Origin of the sequence: Natrialba sp. INN-245 (genome assembly GCF_009807105.1) — an archaeon.
Lineage (GTDB): Archaea > Halobacteriota > Halobacteria > Halobacteriales > Natrialbaceae > Natrarchaeobius > Natrarchaeobius swarupiae.
Genome location: NZ_WUBV01000026.1, coordinates 159,964 through 177,311 on the forward strand (window position 1 = coordinate 159,964; position 17,348 = coordinate 177,311).

General features: G+C 63.4%; 19 protein-coding genes. 13 read left to right on the forward strand and 6 right to left on the reverse strand.

Annotated elements, in window-relative coordinates; all coding sequences use genetic code 11:
- The first annotated feature begins 61 nt into the window (after positions 1 to 61).
- On the forward strand, positions 62 to 1,846 hold the full coding sequence (locus GRS80_RS09215) for an L-lactate permease (RefSeq protein ID WP_160047288.1): 1,785 nt from the start codon (positions 62 to 64) through the stop codon (positions 1,844 to 1,846).
- Between the two features lie 61 nt (positions 1,847 to 1,907).
- A complete protein-coding gene (locus GRS80_RS09220; protein WP_160047289.1) occupies positions 1,908 to 2,159 on the forward strand; it encodes a HalOD1 output domain-containing protein in 252 nt (83 codons plus the stop codon).
- Between the two features lie 41 nt (positions 2,160 to 2,200).
- Here GRS80_RS09220 and GRS80_RS09225 read toward each other — a convergent pair whose 3' ends face one another.
- Entirely contained in the window at positions 2,201 to 2,821 is a 621-nt protein-coding gene (locus tag GRS80_RS09225; protein WP_160047290.1) for an HTH domain-containing protein, read from the reverse strand.
- 226 nt (positions 2,822 to 3,047) lie between these two features.
- Here GRS80_RS09225 and GRS80_RS09230 point away from each other — a divergent pair, with 226 nt between their 5' ends.
- The 7 genes from GRS80_RS09230 to GRS80_RS09260 all read left to right on the forward strand — a co-directional run bounded on the left by GRS80_RS09230 (position 3,048) and on the right by GRS80_RS09260 (position 12,117).
- Positions 3,048 to 5,003, forward strand: a complete 1,956-nt coding sequence (locus GRS80_RS09230) for a methyl-accepting chemotaxis protein (RefSeq protein ID WP_160047291.1) — start codon at positions 3,048 to 3,050, stop codon at positions 5,001 to 5,003.
- A gap of 265 nt (positions 5,004 to 5,268) precedes the next feature.
- Positions 5,269 to 7,053 (forward strand): L-lactate permease, encoded by a 1,785-nt coding sequence (locus GRS80_RS09235; protein WP_160047292.1) that lies wholly within the window; start codon positions 5,269 to 5,271, stop codon positions 7,051 to 7,053.
- A 271-nt stretch (positions 7,054 to 7,324) separates the two neighbouring features.
- Positions 7,325 to 8,815: an Asp-tRNA(Asn)/Glu-tRNA(Gln) amidotransferase subunit GatB gene (gene gatB / locus GRS80_RS09240; RefSeq protein WP_160047293.1), complete on the forward strand. Its 1,491-nt coding sequence runs from the start codon at positions 7,325 to 7,327 to the stop codon at positions 8,813 to 8,815.
- A 95-nt stretch (positions 8,816 to 8,910) separates the two neighbouring features.
- Positions 8,911 to 9,930, forward strand: coding sequence for an MBL fold metallo-hydrolase (locus GRS80_RS09245; RefSeq protein ID WP_160047294.1), 1,020 nt, complete (start codon positions 8,911 to 8,913; stop codon positions 9,928 to 9,930).
- 111 nt (positions 9,931 to 10,041) lie between these two features.
- A complete protein-coding gene (locus tag GRS80_RS09250) occupies positions 10,042 to 10,176 on the forward strand; it encodes a transporter (RefSeq protein WP_160047295.1) in 135 nt (44 codons plus the stop codon).
- A 209-nt stretch (positions 10,177 to 10,385) separates the two neighbouring features.
- Positions 10,386 to 11,717 (forward strand): NAD(P)/FAD-dependent oxidoreductase, encoded by a 1,332-nt coding sequence (locus GRS80_RS09255; protein WP_160047296.1) that lies wholly within the window; start codon positions 10,386 to 10,388, stop codon positions 11,715 to 11,717.
- A 76-nt stretch (positions 11,718 to 11,793) separates the two neighbouring features.
- Positions 11,794 to 12,117, forward strand: a complete 324-nt coding sequence (locus GRS80_RS09260; RefSeq protein ID WP_160047297.1) for a hypothetical protein — start codon at positions 11,794 to 11,796, stop codon at positions 12,115 to 12,117.
- A gap of 9 nt (positions 12,118 to 12,126) precedes the next feature.
- Here GRS80_RS09260 and GRS80_RS09265 read toward each other — a convergent pair whose 3' ends face one another.
- Positions 12,127 to 12,840, reverse strand: a complete 714-nt coding sequence (locus GRS80_RS09265) for a metallophosphoesterase (RefSeq protein ID WP_343161512.1) — start codon at positions 12,838 to 12,840, stop codon at positions 12,127 to 12,129.
- A gap of 22 nt (positions 12,841 to 12,862) precedes the next feature.
- Positions 12,863 to 13,876, reverse strand: coding sequence for an archaeosortase A (gene artA / locus GRS80_RS09270; protein WP_160047298.1), 1,014 nt, complete (start codon positions 13,874 to 13,876; stop codon positions 12,863 to 12,865).
- A gap of 146 nt (positions 13,877 to 14,022) precedes the next feature.
- Here artA and GRS80_RS09275 point away from each other — a divergent pair, with 146 nt between their 5' ends.
- From GRS80_RS09275 to GRS80_RS09290, 4 genes are all read left to right on the forward strand, one after another.
- Positions 14,023 to 14,259, forward strand: coding sequence for a hypothetical protein (locus GRS80_RS09275; RefSeq protein ID WP_160047299.1), 237 nt, complete (start codon positions 14,023 to 14,025; stop codon positions 14,257 to 14,259).
- A gap of 80 nt (positions 14,260 to 14,339) precedes the next feature.
- The gene (locus tag GRS80_RS09280) at positions 14,340 to 14,750 is read left to right on the forward strand and encodes a hypothetical protein (protein WP_160047300.1); all 411 of its coding nucleotides are present in this window, start codon (positions 14,340 to 14,342) and stop codon (positions 14,748 to 14,750) included.
- A 100-nt stretch (positions 14,751 to 14,850) separates the two neighbouring features.
- Positions 14,851 to 15,312, forward strand: coding sequence for a metal-dependent hydrolase (locus tag GRS80_RS09285; protein ID WP_160047301.1), 462 nt, complete (start codon positions 14,851 to 14,853; stop codon positions 15,310 to 15,312).
- A gap of 51 nt (positions 15,313 to 15,363) precedes the next feature.
- Positions 15,364 to 15,900, forward strand: coding sequence for a DUF5815 family protein (locus GRS80_RS09290; protein WP_160047302.1), 537 nt, complete (start codon positions 15,364 to 15,366; stop codon positions 15,898 to 15,900).
- A gap of 290 nt (positions 15,901 to 16,190) precedes the next feature.
- On the opposite strand, the gene GRS80_RS09295 is transcribed toward GRS80_RS09290, so the two are convergent.
- The 3 genes from GRS80_RS09295 to GRS80_RS09305 form a co-directional block, all read right to left on the reverse strand.
- A complete protein-coding gene (locus tag GRS80_RS09295) occupies positions 16,191 to 16,445 on the reverse strand; it encodes a DUF3194 domain-containing protein (RefSeq protein WP_160047303.1) in 255 nt (84 codons plus the stop codon).
- A complete protein-coding gene (locus tag GRS80_RS09300) occupies positions 16,446 to 16,841 on the reverse strand; it encodes a prefoldin subunit beta (protein ID WP_149082784.1) in 396 nt (131 codons plus the stop codon). It lies immediately after the preceding gene.
- A 145-nt stretch (positions 16,842 to 16,986) separates the two neighbouring features.
- Positions 16,987 to 17,256: a hypothetical protein gene (locus GRS80_RS09305; RefSeq protein ID WP_160047304.1), complete on the reverse strand. Its 270-nt coding sequence runs from the start codon at positions 17,254 to 17,256 to the stop codon at positions 16,987 to 16,989.
- Positions 17,257 to 17,348: the final 92 nt, after the last annotated feature.

Genomic DNA, 17,348 nt, shown 5'->3' on the forward strand with positions numbered 1-17,348 from the left:
CATGGCATCGGTACTGACCACCCGGCACTGACTGGCCGGGAGAACTGTCGAGGTGAGGTCGATGGTTAGCGCGCTCGAGATACTGTTCGCAGCCACGCCACTCGTACTCGTGGGTGTCTTGCTCGTCGGATTGCTGTGGCCCGCAACGCGGGCGATGCCGATCGCGTGGGTTGTGGCGGCGCTGATCGCGTGGGGTTTCTGGGGCATGCCAGGCGACTACGTCGGGGCAGCGTCGATCGTCGGGGTGATGACTGCGATCCAGATCCTCTGGATCGTCTTCGGCGCGCTGTTACTCCTGTACACGCTCATGCAGGCCGGCGCGTTCGATCGAATCAACGAAGGATTCGCGAAGATCAGCGACGATCGCCGCGTGCAGGTGATCCTGGTCGGGTTCTTCCTCGCGACGTTCATCGAGGGGGCAGCCGGGTTCGGGACGCCAGCGGCGGTCGTCGCCCCGCTGTTGCTCGCACTCGGCTTCCCGGCACTGGCGGCGGTGATCGCGGCACTGATCGGGCACATCATCGCCGTCACCTACGGCGCGGTCGGGACGCCGATCATCATCGGGATCGAGGATCCACTTGCGACGACCGAATCGACGAATACGGCGATCACGGACGCCGGATTTACCGTCCAGGCGTACTCGATCGAAGTCGCGGTCTGGGCGGCGACCTACCACGCCCTCGTCGGATTCGTCATGCCGCTTTTCGCCGTCGGCATGGTCGTCTACTTCTTTGGCGACCGTGACGAGCGTAGCCTCCAGCCGGCGTGGGACGTCGCGCCGCTGGCGTTGTTCTCCGGGGTCGCGTTCGTGGTTCCCTACTGGCTGTCCGCACAGATCAGCGCCGAGTTCCCCGCCTTGATTGGCGCGATGGTCGGCGGTGCGATCGTCGTCGGTGTGCTCAAAGCGGGCTACCTCGTCCCCGAGGAGGAGTGGGAGTTCCCGGACCGGGAGGAGTGGCCCGACCACTGGGTCGGCACGATCGAACCCGGACAGGCCAGCGCTCCGGGCGTCGAGCAGACGACCGGCGACGGGGCGGCGACTACCGACGGCGGCGTTGGCTCCCAGATGTCGCTGCTTCGGGCTTGGACGCCGTACATTCTTCTGGTCGCCTTGCTCGTGATCACGCGAGTCGTCGACCCGCTCCCGGCGTTCCTGCAGGGAGAACCGGTCGAGGTCGCCGGAACCACGATCACGGCCCACCAGATGCTGTTTACGACGACCTGGGAAGGGATTTTCGGAACCGGCCTCTCCGGCGGTATCGAATGGGTCTACGTCCCTGGCTTCTGGTTGATCCTCTGTGCGCTGATCGCGATTCCGCTCTACGGAATGTCCGGCACGCAGGTGAAAGCCGCCTGGGCTGAAGCAGGCGAGAAGCTCGTCGCACCGTTCATCGCACTGGTGTTCGTCATCGCGATGGTGCAGGTGATGCTCCAGTCCGGCGCACACGCCGAGGGCGTCGAGAGCATGATCTTCGTCCTTGCACAGGCGACCGCAGACGCCATCGGTCCTGCCTATCCGTTCGTCGCCGCACTCATCGGCGCGCTCGGGGCTGCGATGGCTGGCTCGAACACGGTGTCGAACATCACCTTCGGCGGGTTCCAGTTCGAAGCCGCCTCACAGCTCGAGTTACCAACCCAGCTCATCGTCGGCGCACAGGCCGTCGGCGGTGCAATCGGGAACCTCGTGGCGATCCACAACATCGTCGCCGCGCTGGCGACCGTCGGCCTCGTCGGACAGGAGGGTCGTGTGATGCGATTGAACCTGATCCCACTCGCCTACTACGCGATCGGGGTGGGGCTGGTCGCGACGGTGTTCAGCTACGTCGTCTTCCCGGGTCTCTTCTAGGACCCGGTTTCGATCGCTTCGTGCGTCGACCAGACAGCTACTGCGAGAAAATCAAGAAACGATGATAATCGAGCGAGAGTACGATCCTGGGACGCCAGCGAGCGTCGCGATCGTCGACGAACTCAGTACACTCGAGGGGACCGATCTGACGCCGGACGAGGTCGGGTTCGTGCTCTACGAGCACGTCGACCCCGAGGCGCTCGATCGAATCGTGTCCGACGGTGACGGCGACGTCGTCGTCTCGGTCGCGATCGACGACTATCACGTCACGGTGTCGAACGCCGGCCGAATACGGATCCGAGTGTGCGAGTAGCGAGCCGAGATCGACCGAGAGACGGTCCAGTGTGACGACGTTCAGCCGAGCGTCGGCGTGAACCGATCGTCGCCGAGAAAGTTCCAGATGTGACCCCGTTCCTCGGGCGGATCGACCGCAGGCAACTCCTTTAAGGCCGGTTGGATTGCGTTCCACCAGCCTTCCTCGGTCTCGAAATCGGCGGGGTAATCGGGGTAGACGTGCTCGAGGAAGTCAGATTTCGTCGCACTCGGATTGTCGACGATGTACTCGTAGGCCGCCCGCAACGCGTCGCGTCGCGCCTCGAGTGTCGCGCCGGAGCCGGGAAGGTCGGCCGTCCGAATCGCCTCTTCTACGGACGGCGTCGTCTCGTCTCGCTCGGTTCCGTCCGGTTCGTGGTCGGTTTCGAAACCGGCACGAACAGCGTCGGGTGTCGCCTCGATTGGAATCCACCAGACGCGGCCGCGGGCGCCGACCTTTCGCGTCTCGAGTTCACCCCGTTCGACCAGGTCGTTGAGTTTGTTGTGGGCAGTGCGCCTGGAACAATCGAGTGCCTCCATGACGTCGCTCGCGGTGAGCGGTCGGCCGTGATCCTCTCGTTTCTCGAAGGGCTCGAGGGCGGCTTCCGGCAGGATTCGATCGGCGTACTGCCCGTGATCGTTTCGTTCTCGGTCGCTCCCCATGTATCCCACCAGTACAGTCGACTGCAAATGCTTTTGCCTTGACTGTCGGGGGTTCCGGAAAGTCGACCGAATCGATGTCGGGTAGACGAGTGGGGAATCGCCTCCAGATGGCTTCGCGACACCAGCCAGGAAGGGACGAACCAGCTTCGACCACGCAGTCCGAATCGGCTGCCCGTTCGGTCGGCGATAACGTATTTTATCGGGCGGTTCCTTGGTATATTTTGGCATGGTGGATTTCAATATACGAAACAAGAGTTCCCGATCGAGCGGCGAGTCGGACCCACAGCTGGAACCGTCGGATTCGAATACGTCGCCATCACCGCCGGAAGGCGATCACGGGGCTCTCGATCTCAGCATCGACGTCTCACCTGACGAGCTAGACGGCGTTCACGACACAGAGGTTCCGACAGCGATACAGGAGGATCGAGCGAACCGCCTTTCGACGGTGATATCCGACGACTCCGAGTGGGACGCCGATACCGTTACGGCCGAAAGCGAGCGGTACATGAAACAGGGGTGTTCGCCGGAGGAGTTCGTCCGTTCCTACGAGGTGATCGTCGATTCGCTGCTCGAGGAGGCGTTCGACCGTCTCGAGGGCGGTCGTGCTGAGGCGGTGAAATCCGAACTTCGAGCGGGATTGGGAACGATGCTCGGCGACGTCGCGACGGCTGTCGAGGGGTTCGGAGCGCAACGGACGGACGAATACGCCGATTCGTATCTGACGATCGAAGCGGTTCTGGAGGCGATTCCGTTTCCCGTCTACATGCTCGATGCGGACCACCGCGTCGTCGGCTGGAATTACGGCCACACGGCGTTCGTCGGTATGGAACGGGAGGAGGCGATGGGGAAGACCGCACAAAACAGCGTCGTGAAAGCGACCTACAGCGAGGGTGCCCGAAAGCTCACGTTAGCAGACAAGGTCGTGAAACATCCTCGCAGCGCTGACGAGGAGTACGGCGTCGAGCGTTACGACACTCCTTACTCCGAAAAACCGGTCTTCTACGATACGAGTACCGCGACGACGCTCGGCGACGAGACGATCGAAGTCGAGTTCTGGGCCGTCCCCATCTTCGACGAGAACGGCGAGTTCCAGGCCGTCTTCGAGATCATCCGGGATCAGACCGAGGAAGTTCGACGTGACGAGGCGATGACCGACCTCGTCGAGAACGTGACCGACGTCCTCCAGCGGATCGGCGACGGCGAACTGGCAGCTCGCGTCGACTACGAGGACGAACACGACGTCGTCGGCGAAGAACTGCTCGACATCGTCAACGAAGTCAACGAGATGGCCAGCAGCTTCCAGACGCTCGTCGACGACGTAAACGAAACGACCGATCAGCTCGCGGATTCGATCCACGACGCTGCGGCGTCGGCCGACACTGTCGAGGAGACACTCGACGAACAGAACGACGCGCTCCGGGAGACGAAAAACGAGGTCGAGTCCTACAGTGCGACGATGGAAGAGATCGCCGCAACGTCGAAGGAAGTCGCCGACGCCGCCCAGCGCGCACAGGAGCGCGTCGAAACTGGCGTCGACGCGAGTAGCGAGGCCAAACGCGTCGGCGGCGACGTCGCGGACGTAAGCGAAGAACTCGTCGACACCATCACCGTCCTCTCCGACAACCTCGAAGAGATCGAACAGGTCGTCGAAATCATCGACGGCGTCGCCGACCAGACCAACCTGCTCGCGTTGAACGCCTCGATCGAAGCCGCCACCGCAGGCGATGACGGAGCCGGATTCGCCGTCGTCGCCGACGAGATCAAATCGTTGGCCGAGGAAACGCAGTCACACACCGACGAGATCACCGACTACATCCGCGAGCTCCAGTCAATGTCCCACGAGACCGTCACCGCTGTCGAGCAGGCACACGGACAGATCGAATCGATGGACGGCTCGATCGAAGACGTCGTCGACTCGTTCGAACATATCGAAGAATCGGTCAGCTCCGCATCCGAACAGATCGACGAGGTCGCGAAGGCGAACGACGATCAGGCCTCGAGCGTCGAAGAAGTACTCGCGATGGTCGAAACCGCCGAAACTCACTCTCGAGAAGTCACCGACGCCGCCAGCGAGATCATCGACGAGACGACGACTCAACAACGGACCGTCGTCGAGTTACAGGAGAAAGTGGGTGAACTCTCTCGAGCGGACGAGGTCTCGGAGAGCGATGAGAGTCGGTGACCAGCATCGTACTCCCGCTCGCGAATCGGCCGCCAGCACGAACAGCGGTGGCTGTTATCCGAGCGTGGGGATACGACGGTTTCGTGGAGGACGTTCCAGATGGTGCCACATCCTTTCGTCGGATCGACGCCGGCCAGTTCCGTCGAGAAGCCAGATACCAACACCCATCCAAACTTATAAATCGGATATCTCCACAAAATAATGTGTGTGATGAGTGATCCACGGCGGACTACGTGGAGTGGACGGAGGGACGATCGGAGCAGCGATGCTTGCTGATGCGGTCGCAGTCGTGCTGGCAGCGACACCGTTGATCGTCGTTGGCGTGCTCCTCGTCGGTCTCCTCTGGCCTGCGACTCGAGCGATGCCAATCGCGTGGGTGTCGGCAGTTCTCGTCGGCTTTTTCGTTTGGGGAATGCCTCCCTCGTGGATTATCGCGGCGACGATCGAAGGCCTGCTCACGGCGGTCCAGATTCTTTTCATCGTTTTCGGGGCGCTCGTGTTGTTGTATACGATGCTCCGGGCCGGGGCGTTCGACGTTCTCAACAGCGGATTCGCGACGATCAGCGAAGACCGACGCGTACAGATCGTTCTGGTCGCGTTTTTCCTCTCGACGTTCATCGAAGGCGCGGCCGGATTCGGCGCGCCAGCCGCGGTCGTGGCACCGCTGTTGCTCGGACTCGGCTTCCCTGCGCTCGCGGCAGTCGTTGCTGCACTGATCGGCCACATCATCGCCGTCACCTACGGCGCGGTCGGGACGCCGATCATGGTCGGGATCAGAGAGCCGATGGCAGGCGTCTCGCGCATACGAACGGCGATCGAAGCCGAGGGCATGACCGCGACCGAATTCGCTATCAACGTGGCCGCGTGGGCCGCCACGTACCATCTCCTCGTGGGATTCATCATGCCGCTTTTCGTCGTGGGAATGATCGTCTACTTCTTCGACGATCCGGCGGACCGGTCGATCGCGCCGGCGCTCGAGGTGTGGCCGCTCTGTCTGTTTGCGGGGTTCGCGTTCGCGATCCCTTACTGGCTGTCGGCGTGGTACATCAGTGCCGAGTTCCCGGCGCTGATTGGCTCGATGGTCGGCGCAGCCATCGTGATCAGCGCGCTCCGAGCGGGGTATTTCCTGCCGGAAGACGAGTGGACCTTTCCGGAGCAGTCGGAGTGGCCGGATCACTGGCTCGGCTCGATCGAACCAAGCGACGTCAGTCCGATGGTAGACGCCGCCCACGATATTTCGATCCTGCGGGCCTGGTCGCCGTATCTACTGTTGGTCGTCCTCTTGCTCATCACCCGCGTCGTCGAACCGCTACCCGCGCTGTTGCAGGGCGAGTCGATTACGCTCCTCGGGACACAGGTTTCGCTGACTCTCGGCACGTTCGCGACGAGAATCGGCGAGATAACCGTCGGGGTATTTCTGTTCGAGTGGACGAACATCCTCGGAACCACCCTCGGCAACGGGATCAACTTGACCTACGTGCCTGGGATGTGGTTGCTCGTCAGCGCCGTCGCGGCGATCGCTATCTTCGGTATGTCTCGCCAGCAAGTGTCGGAAGCCTGGCTCGGTGCCACGTCGAAACTCGCCTCGCCGCTGATCGCGCTCGTGTTCGTCCTGGCGATGGCTCACGTCATGCTCCAGTCCGGATCGCACGCGTCCGGTACCGAGAGTATGATCGTCGTACTCGGGACGGCCACGGCCAACGTGTTCGGTCCGGTCTATCCGATGGTTGCGGCGCTCATCGGTGCCCTCGGTGCGGCGCTGGTCGGGTCGAACACGGTTAGCAACATCACCTTCGGTCCGTTCCAGTTCATCGCCGCCGAACGGCTCGGCATTTCACGAGAACTCGTGGTCGGCGCTCAGGCCGTCGGCGGCGCGATCGGCAACCTCGTGGCGATCCACAACGTCGTCGCCGCGCTGGCGACCGTCGGCCTCGTCGGCAAAGAGGGGCGCGTCATTCGGTTGAACCTCATTCCGCTGGTGTACTACACCGCTTTCGTCGGTCTCTTGACGCTGATTTTCGTCTACGTGCTCTTCCCGGACGTATTCTGATCGGTCGTCTTCGAGTGGATCGTTCGACCGAGAACGTCCTCCGACGTACCGTCGGTGGCGGCCGACCGGTCAGCAGTCGAAGTCCATCCTCTACGTCTCGAGGTCTCTCGTCGTCGGTGAAAACTTCATCGCACTCCAGCTTGCGAACCAGCGGTGAGCACAGCCAACGTTGGCCCTCGAGTGCGAGCAATACGTACATCGTTCTGAATCCGATCCGACGCGCAACTCTGTCCCGTTACGTTTTACCCTACCCGCCCCGAATCGGGGCGCAATGACCGCACAAACCGTCCAGCAGGGCGACCTCGTGACCGTCATCGGCCTCGAGGTCCACGTCCAGCTGGAGACCGACACGAAGATCTTCTGTGGCTGTTCGACCGAGCAGACCGACGAGCCCAACGAGAACGTCTGTCCGGTCTGTCTCGGCCTCCCGGGTGCGTTGCCGGTGTTGAACGAGGGTGCCGTCGAGGCGGCGGTGAAAATCGGGAAGGCGATCGACGCCGACATCCCCGAGGAGACCCGTTTTCACCGCAAGAACTACTACTACCCCGACCTCCCCAAGAACTTCCAGATCACGCAGTACGACGAGCCGATCTGTGCCGACGGCGAACTCGAGGTGAGCGTCGAGGGCACCCGCCGCTCGGTAACGATCGAACGGGCGCACTTAGAGGAGGACCCGGGAAGCCTCCAGCACGTCGGCGGCGGGATCGACACTGCCGACTACACGCTCGTCGACTACAACCGTGCCGGCACGCCGCTGATGGAGATCGTCACCGCGCCGGACTTCCGCAGTCCCGACGAAGTGCGGGCGTTTCTCGCCGAACTCGAGGAAGTACTCGAGTATCTGGGCGTCTTCGACGCCGAACGCGACGGCAGTCTGCGGATCGACGCCAACCTCTCGATCATCCCCGAAGCGGAGATCGACGGCGACGATGCAGACGAGATCGGCGCGGACGCACTCGAGGCAGCCAACCGCACCGAGGTCAAGAACATCTCGAGTCACAAGGGCGCACAGAAGGCGCTGGCCTACGAGGAGACCCGACAAAAGAACGCCATCCAGCGCGGTCGCGCGGTCGAACAGGAGACGCGCCACTGGGACGAGGCTCGGGGTATCACGGTCTCGATGCGGTCGAAAGAAGAGGAGAAAGATTACCGGTACTTCGAGGAGGCCGACCTCCCGCCGCTTCGCGTCTCGGACTGGAAGGAGGAGATCGCGATCCCGGAACTGCCCTCGGCCCGACGGGAGCGATTCGGCGACGAGTACGGTCTCGACGAGGAGGCTGCCTCCAAGCTCACCTCGACGAAGCAGGTTGCGGACTTCTACGAGGACGTCGCCGGCGAGTTCGACCCAGACCTGGCGGCGACCTGGGTCGCCGACAACCTGCTGGGCGAACTCAACTACCGCGACATCGAGATCACCGAAATCGAAGGGCGACTCGAGGAGGTCAAACGACTCGTTGCGCTCGTCGACGAGGACGAGATCACGGCGAAAAACGCCCGCGAGACCGTGCTGCGCTCGATGCTCGACGACGGGCGGACGCCGGACGAGGTCGTCGCCGAGGAGGGGCTGGGCAAGACTGGCGAGGACGAGGTTCGACAGGCCGTCGTCGAAGCGATCGACGAGAATCAGGGGGCCGTCGAGGACTACGAATCGGGCGACGACGGCGCGATCAACTTCCTCGTCGGTCAGGTCATGCAAAAGACCGGCGGTAGCGCGGATCCGGGCGACGTAAACCAGCTGTTGCGGGCGGAACTCGAGGACTGAGACGCGTACCCGTGAGTCGGGACGGCGCGTCGACGTCGGCGAGAACGGTTCCGTGACCCGGCAAATTATGAGCGATCGGCGACTCTGGTACAGATATGGATCGGATCTCGCTGGGAAACGACGAGTTCGAGGGACGGAACAACGCGTACGTACTCGCGGATGAGGACGACGGCCTCGCGCTCGTCGACACCGGCGTCGCGACGCCGGACTGTCGCGTACAACTTCGGGAAGAGCTGGCCGAACGCGGATACGAGTTCGCGGACGTCGACGACATCGTTCTCACGCACCACCATCCCGACCACGCAGGGTTGGCCGGCGAAATCCAGGCCGAAAGCGACGCGACGGTCTACGTCCACGAGGCCGACGCGCCCCTCGTCGAGGCTGATCCCGACGCGGTGACGGCCCTCAAGGAGTTGCGTCGCGAGTCCCTCTCAGAGTGGGGCGTTCCGGCCGAGGCGAGGGAGGAACTGCTCGCGTTTCTCGAGGCGACGAGCGGGGTCGACGGCGAACCGGTCGACGCGACGCCGATCGAGGACGGTGACGTCGTCGCGGTCGGCGGGCGAACGCTCGAGGCGGTTCACGCGCCCGGCCACACCGCTGGCCTCTGTTGTTTCGAGATCGACGGCGCGTCGGAAACGCGTTCGGGGAGCGACGACGCCGCCCACGCTGGGACCGAGGCGTTCGTCGGCGATGCGATCCTTCCGGTCTACACCCCGAACGTCGGCGGCGCGGATATCCGCGTCGAGCGACCGCTCGAGACGTACCTGGCGTCGCTCCGAACGATCGTCGACCGGGGGTACGCTCGCCTCTGGCCGGGACATCGCGATCCAATCGACGATCCGGCCGCGCGGGCCCTGACGATCCGTGACCACCACCGCGAGCGGACCGAAAACGTCCTCGAGGTACTCACGGAACACGGCCCGGCCGACGCCTGGACGGTCAGCGACCACCTGTTTGGCGACCTCGAGGGAATTCACATCCTCCACGGCCCCGGCGAGGCGTACGCTCATCTCGACCACTTGCGCCACGAAGGCGTCGTGACGCTCGAAGATGACGAGTATCACCTGATCGATCCCGACGCCGATATCGGTGAGATCGTTTCCTCGAGCCACTGATCTCGAGTCTCTGTCGGCGGAGCGACGAGCCGGGACGACAACACGACCGGTATATATGCCGTCTGGGTATGCATGGCTCACCGATACCCGTCCCGTCGTGGATGGACGTGTATGGTTCGGCTCTCGACGGGCGTCATCCTCGCCGGCATCGTGTTGCTTTTCGTTCCGATTCCACCGATCGCGACCATCCTCGGCGTGCTGGTTATTCTCACCGGCGTCGTGCTCAGGGTGGTTGCCGGGATGTGATGCAATCTATGGTCCGTCAGTGTCGGTAGGCTCGCGACTCCTGGGGCGGGTTCGCCGGGAGACCGGGACAGCAATCCGTCTCACGGATCTGTATCCTGGCGGTCGTGACCCCGAAGGCTGATCGTGGACTCGCCGGGACCGATGTGTTCCGGGCTGTGGGTAACTACGGTAGGTCGAGCGTTTATCCGTTCGTCGACCGATACACGGGTATGAAATCGACTCCGAGAGTGGTCGTCGTCGGCGGCGGGCTCGCCGGTCTCGTCGCTGCGCGTCACCTCGCTGGCGGTGGCGTCGACGTCACGCTCACAGAGCGCAGGCCGTCGCTCGGCGGACGAGTACGGACGACGGTCAGGGACGGCTATCGGTTCGACGACGGTTTTCAGGTCCTCTTTACTGCCTATCCCGCGGTTCGTCGAGAGTTAGATCTCGAGGCGCTCGATCTTCGTCCGTTCGCGCCGGGTGCAACGATCGCTCGGGGCGGCCACCGATCGCCGCTGGTCGATCCGCTCCGTGCACCGAGGGCGTTCCCGGCCGCGCTGTTCACCCCCGACGTCACGTTCGGGGACAAACTCCGCGTGGCGAAGCTCAGGTGGGCGCTCCGGAACCGCACGTTCGACGAACTCCTCGAGTCTCCCGGCGATAGCTCGATCGACGCGTATCTCCGTGGGATGGGATTCTCGGACCGATTTCTCGAGCGTTTCGCCGCTCCGTTCTACGGCGGGATCACGCTCGACCGATCGCTGTCGACGTCCAAGCGGATCTTCGAGTACACGTTCAAAGCGCTGTCGGCGGGCGACACTGCGGTCCCCGCGGCGGGAATGGAGGCGATTCCAGGTCAGTTGGCTGATTTCGCCGAGGCCGAGGGTGCGACGATCGAGACCGACGCGGCAGTCGAGTCGGTTTCGACCGACGTCGCCTCGAGGTCTGGGACGGATGTCGATGCGAGTGACCCCGCTGATGAGACGGTCGTCGTCGAAACCACCGACGGGACGTACAACGCCGACGCCGCCGTCGTCGCGACCGATCCGCCCACGGCACGATCGATTACTGGTGTCGACTCGATCCCCACGGACGCGCGAGGCTGTGTGACCCAGTACTACGCGCTCCCGGCCGACTCCGGAATCGGAAGCGCCAGACGGATCGTGTTGAACGCCGATCCCGACTCCGCGGGGCCGAATCACGTCGTTCCGACGAGCGAGGTCGCACCCGAGTACGCACCCGAGGACGTGACGCTGATAAGCGCGACGTATCTTGGCGACCGAACCGAAACGGACGAGGAACTCGCCGAGACCACCCGAGATACCCTCGAGTCGTGGTATCCCGAACGGGCGTTCGACGGGTTCTCCTTGGAGCACACCGACCGGATTCCGTTCGCGCAGTTCGTACAGCCACCCGGCTTCCACGCCGGACTTCCCGACGTGTGCGACCCCGACGGGGCGGTCTACCTCGCCGGTGACTACACCCGCTGGTCGTCGATCCAGGGTGCGATGGAGAGCGGTCGCCAGGCGGCGAAGGCCGTTCTCGAGGATCTCTCGGGGTGATCCAACCGCCGTCACTCGAGACCCATGGCGGTCGTCACACAACACTTTCGTCATCCCACTCACAATTTTCGTTCACATGATCGAAACGGGGACGCTCTTTCTGGCGCTCGTGTTCTCCATCAGCGGTGTTCTGGGCGGGCTGAACGGGTGTCGCATCTACACGGAAGAACAGCGAACGCGAGCGCGGCGGCTCTGGATCGCCTACTTCACCGGTTCGCTGCTCGAGAGCGCGGTCGGAATCGCCGTTTTCGTGTGGGTTTTCACGAGCGGAATGCCGTCGGTGTGGCTGTTTCCAGCGCTTACTGTACTCCCGCTGCCGATGATACTCGTCCAGTGGCGGATGCACCGGAAGATGGAGTTCGAGAGCCGATTCGACGGCTGGCTGTCGAACCACGCCTGATCGTATCGATCACAGCAGTTTGCGACACTCCCCGAGCGGCGGAAACCACAGTGGTTCCCCCTTCGAGTCGTCCCAGACCGCCGGGTAGAAGGCGTCCACGTCGGTGACCAGCGGCGACTGGAAGTCCCGCGAGCGCATCCCGTTGACGGTCGCGCCGGCCGCGGCCCGCGTAAACGCCGGTAGGACGAGGACGTCGCTTCCCTCGTAGACGCCCGGCCCGTAGAGGAAACAGGGGCGCTTGCGCCCCTCGAGAGAAATTGCCGGATGGTCGTGGCCGACGACGTACCGAGCGGCGTCGGTCTCGGGTGGCTCGTGGCCGTGACAGACGACCGTCTCGCCGTCGGCCAGCCGATACTCTGCGGTCGTCTCGCCGTCGAACACTTCGGCGAGCATCGTATCGTGATTGCCGGGGGTGACGACGAGCGACGCGTCCGCGTCGGCGACGGCCGACTCGAGCGCCGATAGATCGTCTTCGACGCCTCGGGGGACGTAGTCGAACGAGTGGAGAAGGTCGCCGGCGACGACGACCGTTTCCGGCTCGGTCCGCTCGAGCAGCGCCTCCAGACGGGTTCGGACGTCCGCGCCGTCGCCGACCGGCGCATCGACGTTCGAGGCGACGCCGCGGCCGAGGTGGACGTCGGCGAGAATCAGCGCGTCGGCGTCGGGGACGAAGACGGCGCGTTCCTCGAGCGAGAACGGGAGGTCGACGGTCGGTGGGGTCACTGTCGGGTGAGAGTCGCGTCGGTCATCGGTCAGTATCCGGGCCGCCGTCGGCGCGCACTTCCTCTTTGTCGAGGGCCTCGAAGAGGTCGTACTCGTTGCCCGTCAGAACGTAGAGGACGTCCTCGAGTGGCTCGAGGATCTCGGGAACGATCCTGACGACGAGGTAGGTGATGGCGACGAGCGCGACGACAGATAGTGTCTGGGCGATGTAGTTGTGTGCGACGAGAAACGAGACTCGTTCGGGTTGTGCGCCCATGTAGGTCGTCATAAACGAGACTAGCCACTCCTGTTGGAACCAGCCCCACGGAGAGGCCAGTCCGATGAAGACGTTCCGAACGAGGTTCAGGAGCCAGATGATGCCGACGGCGAGTGCGATCCCGGTCAGCTTGCGCCGAAGTGGTGCCTTCACGGCGGCGATCAACCCGGCGAAGATGGCCATGCTCCCGATCCCGGTACACGCGAGGACGATGTACGTCGTCCGTCCGGTGACCGTCTCGTCGGGATCGAAGTCGAACCGGCTGTAGTAGCCGTTTGCGCCCTCGTTGATGCCGGGACTGTGGCCCAGAAGCTCCATCCCGGCGTGGGTCTGAGCGGCGGTCGTCTCGATCAGCCACTGCCTGATGAACGGGATCGTCTCCGCGGGAAGATAGATAAGTCCCATGATCGCGACGGCCTTCGAGAGCAACAGAAGCGACTGTCGACCGCCGTACAGCAGGTAGCCGGTATAGACACAGAGCGGTAACGCGGCCAGCGAGAGCACGGTCTGGAGGGGGCTTTGCGCGTCGTAGTAGTAGTACGGCACCATCGTCAGCCAGAAGACGCCGAAGACGAGCCAGGCCGCCGAGGCGAGTATCCGGGCCGCGTCCGACTCGCCACGCCACTGGAGGACGACCGCGAGGAAGAACGCGCCGATGGCGATCCAGGCGAGCGCGTCCGTCACCCCTGACTCGAGTACCGTCGACACGATCGACGTCACGCCGATGAACTCGGGGCTGGCGGCCGGCACGGATTCGACCGCAGCCGATACGGGCGGCATGTTCAGGCTGAACGAAGGACTCTCCTGCTATCAACTTGACGCCTCGTCGCAACGACCGACCACTCGAGTGTCGGGTCAGTTCGACCGGAGTCGGCGTACACGACCGAAGCAGTTAAGTGGAGTAATGCTAATTGGTAACAATACACATGTCCTTCAGCGACCGTTCCGCGAGTGAGTTTCCGTGCCGGGCACCGACGCTTCGTCGCGTCGAGACGATCGAATCGGGGGCCACGGTGAGACACGTCGATCAACTCGAGACCGCGGCGCTCGAGGAGGTCCGCGAGATACTGGCCGGCGAGCGCTCGACGGTTCCACAGGCGAGTGCCCTCGAGGAGGGCGAGGTCATCGTCTTCACCGACTACTACCGCGTCGAACGGAGCTGACGAGGCTAGCAGATCGTATACGACCTCCCGTTGGGGGACGTATCGAAGCCGTTTTCCCCAGTGCGGCCGTTCGTTCGGGTATGAACGGCGGCAGCGACATGACTCTCGCGTTCGAACTCGAGGCGCTGAAGCAACTCGCCTCGCCCGAGTCCGTCTTCGAGGACGCTCGAGGGTGGACCGAGTACATCGGCGTCGTCTCCGAGAAACCGACCTACGTGGTGACAAACTTCACGCGAAAGAACCGGATCCGTCAGGACTTCTTCTCCGGCCCACGTGGCAAAGCCGAGAGCCTCGAGGGCGTCAAAGACCAGTTCGACACGGACCGATACGTCTTCGTGGGCGTCGACGAAGACGACGAGACGCTGGCCGACGCCGTCGGCTGGGAGTACCTGGCCATCGAGGACGCCGCCGAGGCAGCGGAGTGGGTGGTGGCGACGACGACCGACGGCGAGGACGACGACGCCGAACCCGTCCGCGACGACTGGCCATAGAATCGCGAGCGCTTTCGCACTTTCGTTCTCCCGGCGTCCGATCGTTTCGGCACTCGCACGTATTCGAATTGTTTATATCCGACACAGCAGTCTGAAATAAGTGTCCACGATGGAGTCCCGACACCGAATCCTCGGAATCGTCGTTTTGCTCGTCGTTCCGAGCGGGTGGGTGTCGTCGGTACTCGGCGTGCCGTTTGCGTGGGATGGACTCCACACTGTCGTCGGTACAGCGTTGCTCTCCGGGATCGGTGCGCTCCTGTTCGGGTCCTCGACTCACCGAAGGCGGGCGTTTCTCGTCCTGTTCGCCGGCGGCCTCTCACACCTGATCGTCGACCTCCCCCAGCGGTACGCGGACGGGAAACTCCTCACCAACGAGTATCTGTTTCCGCTGACGACGTGGCGACCGCCGACGCCAGGGTGGTACGTCTCGGCCGATCGGTGGGTCCTCCTCCTCGCGGTGGGCGTCACGCTCGCGATATTGCTCCTCGATCGGTACCGGTCCTGGCCGTCCGATGCGGGTTCCGCCTCGACCGGTACGGTTCCGGACCGCCGACAGCCCTGACCGCCCGCTCGAGTCGCCGACCTTATGGCTTCGCCGGGCGAACGACGGACAATGGCACAACCCCGCGTTCCCGGCTCCGATCCTGATCGGCGTCTCGAGGTACCGTGTGGGGAGACGATCGATCCTCACGACATCGACCTCGGGATGCGCGAGTGGATCTGTTCCGACGGCACGCATCACGCCGTCGTCACCGACGTCCACCCACCCTCTCGATTTTTCCCCGAATCGCTCGTCGCCGTCTTACGAGAGACGATCGACACGGCGGACGAGTTCGACCAGTTCGGCACACCACACCTCATGGGCGTCGTCATGGAGGAGTTTCCGGAGAAGGTCGTCGTCTACGACGCCAGCGACGACGGCACCGTCGGCTATGCCATGCTATGGATCACCGAGTTCGACGCCCGCCGACTTCACGAGATCGTCGTCGAACTCGTCGTCGAACTGATGGAACACGCGATCAGCCACGCCGACGACGACGAGGCGATCGGAGAGTTCGAATCCCAGATGCTCGAGTTCGATATCGGCGAGTTTGTCGACCAGTACCGGGCCCAGCGGGAGTTCGAGACCGAACACGACCGGGCGTTGTAGTCAGAATCCGTTGGAGCCGAAGACTGCGGTCCGTACGGCGACGACGGATCCGACTGGGGAAGCCGATTCGACTCACCAATTTGAGACCGACCGGAAAACCGCTTCGGCCCGGTTTTCGACGAGACAGACGACTCTTCGATGGAGAGACCGTCGTTCGCGGTTCGTCACTCGAGAGCAGAAAACGGCGTGGCGCGGCCCGTCGGATCGCACTCCCAAGCGTCGACTGATGAGCGAAATCGACACCAACCGCGTGCGTTCGCCAATCAGTGCAGGCGTGGGAGCCAGTACTACTACTCTTCGAACAGCTCGTCGACCGCCTGCTGGGCAGTAAGCGCCGCGTCGTCTGCGACCTGCTCGGGGTACGGCCCAGCCACGTCGTCCGGAACGTTGATGTAGACGTCCACCTCGAGGATACCGTCCTCGAAGTTAACGGTGACGTCGCAATCACGAACGTTCGACTGCTTATACCGCGAGAAGATCAGCCCTTCCGCGGCGTCGGAGGCCGTCTGGACGACCTCCTCGTCGGTCGGTTCGTCCTGTGTCATTTACGCGCCGCCGGCACCGGGACCGCCGGGGCCTGCCGGGCCGCCCATGCCGCCTCCACCGAGCAGTTCTTCGAGTTCCTCCTGGAGCCCCTCGAACTGCTGCTGGACGCGATCTTCCTGTTTCTCGAGCGTCTCGAGTCGAATCTCGAGGGAGTTGACCTTCTCGTCGAGTTCCGCTTCGGCCTCGTCGTACTCGGTCTCGACGAGGAGTTCGCCGACCTGACGGTACATAGCTGTCTCCTCGTCGATCTCGTCGAGTTGCTCGAGGGCGTTTTCGGCTTCGGTGAGACTCGATTCGGCTTCCTGTTTCTGGACGGCGACCGTCTGTGCGGTCTCCTGAAGGTCCTGGAGCTGTTCGATCTTCTCTTGCGCTTCCGGTGGAAGATTGCCTTGCATGATTCGACCCTCGCCCTCCGGACGTAAAAAGTCAAGCTTTCGTGTCGAAGAACGGACCGGCTGGGAGCACCAGCCACCCGCTTTCCGTTGGTTCATCCTCCGGTAAATGTCGCGGATTTCACCTCACGTCGCGTCTACCGGACGGTCAGTTCCATTCCATCGCGGCCGCGCCCTTCTTGCCTTCCGTCCCCCGCCGTCGTTTCGTATCGCCGTCCGAACGAGTTTGGTCCCGTGGCGGGCGATCCACCGGCTCAGTTCGCGCCATCGCGCGGGCAACCGAGAACGCGGCCACACCGAAACAGAAGATTGCCAGGAGCGCAAAGCTTGATCCGCCGACCAGCACTATCCCGATTCCGAGGGTCACGCTCACGAGCATCGTTTTCCCGTACCGGTTGAGCCGGGAGAGATATCGCATCATCCGATCGAATGTGTCGGACGACAGATGGATCTTCCGGTGATCCAACGGGTTTCGCTCGACGGCCCGCCTGCGACGACTCGAGCGACTAC

Coding starts and splice junctions, on each gene's coding strand:
- GRS80_RS09300 (WP_149082784.1), bottom strand. CDS start 16,841: ATGCAAGGCAATCTTCCACCGGAAGCGCAAGAGAAGATCGAACAGCTC.
- GRS80_RS09280 (WP_160047300.1), top strand. CDS start 14,340: ATGAACGGCGGCAGCGACATGACTCTCGCGTTCGAACTCGAGGCGCTG.
- GRS80_RS09235 (WP_160047292.1), top strand. CDS start 5,269: ATGCTTGCTGATGCGGTCGCAGTCGTGCTGGCAGCGACACCGTTGATC.
- GRS80_RS09230 (WP_160047291.1), top strand. CDS start 3,048: ATGGTGGATTTCAATATACGAAACAAGAGTTCCCGATCGAGCGGCGAG.
- artA (WP_160047298.1), bottom strand. CDS start 13,876: ATGCCGCCCGTATCGGCTGCGGTCGAATCCGTGCCGGCCGCCAGCCCC.
- GRS80_RS09255 (WP_160047296.1), top strand. CDS start 10,386: ATGAAATCGACTCCGAGAGTGGTCGTCGTCGGCGGCGGGCTCGCCGGT.
- GRS80_RS09290 (WP_160047302.1), top strand. CDS start 15,364: ATGGCACAACCCCGCGTTCCCGGCTCCGATCCTGATCGGCGTCTCGAG.
- GRS80_RS09275 (WP_160047299.1), top strand. CDS start 14,023: ATGTCCTTCAGCGACCGTTCCGCGAGTGAGTTTCCGTGCCGGGCACCG.
- GRS80_RS09245 (WP_160047294.1), top strand. CDS start 8,911: ATGGATCGGATCTCGCTGGGAAACGACGAGTTCGAGGGACGGAACAAC.
- GRS80_RS09250 (WP_160047295.1), top strand. CDS start 10,042: ATGGTTCGGCTCTCGACGGGCGTCATCCTCGCCGGCATCGTGTTGCTT.
- gatB (WP_160047293.1), top strand. CDS start 7,325: ATGACCGCACAAACCGTCCAGCAGGGCGACCTCGTGACCGTCATCGGC.
- GRS80_RS09225 (WP_160047290.1), bottom strand. CDS start 2,821: ATGGGGAGCGACCGAGAACGAAACGATCACGGGCAGTACGCCGATCGA.
- GRS80_RS09215 (WP_160047288.1), top strand. CDS start 62: ATGGTTAGCGCGCTCGAGATACTGTTCGCAGCCACGCCACTCGTACTC.
- GRS80_RS09220 (WP_160047289.1), top strand. CDS start 1,908: ATGATAATCGAGCGAGAGTACGATCCTGGGACGCCAGCGAGCGTCGCG.
- GRS80_RS09295 (WP_160047303.1), bottom strand. CDS start 16,445: ATGACACAGGACGAACCGACCGACGAGGAGGTCGTCCAGACGGCCTCC.
- GRS80_RS09260 (WP_160047297.1), top strand. CDS start 11,794: ATGATCGAAACGGGGACGCTCTTTCTGGCGCTCGTGTTCTCCATCAGC.
- GRS80_RS09305 (WP_160047304.1), bottom strand. CDS start 17,256: ATGCGATATCTCTCCCGGCTCAACCGGTACGGGAAAACGATGCTCGTG.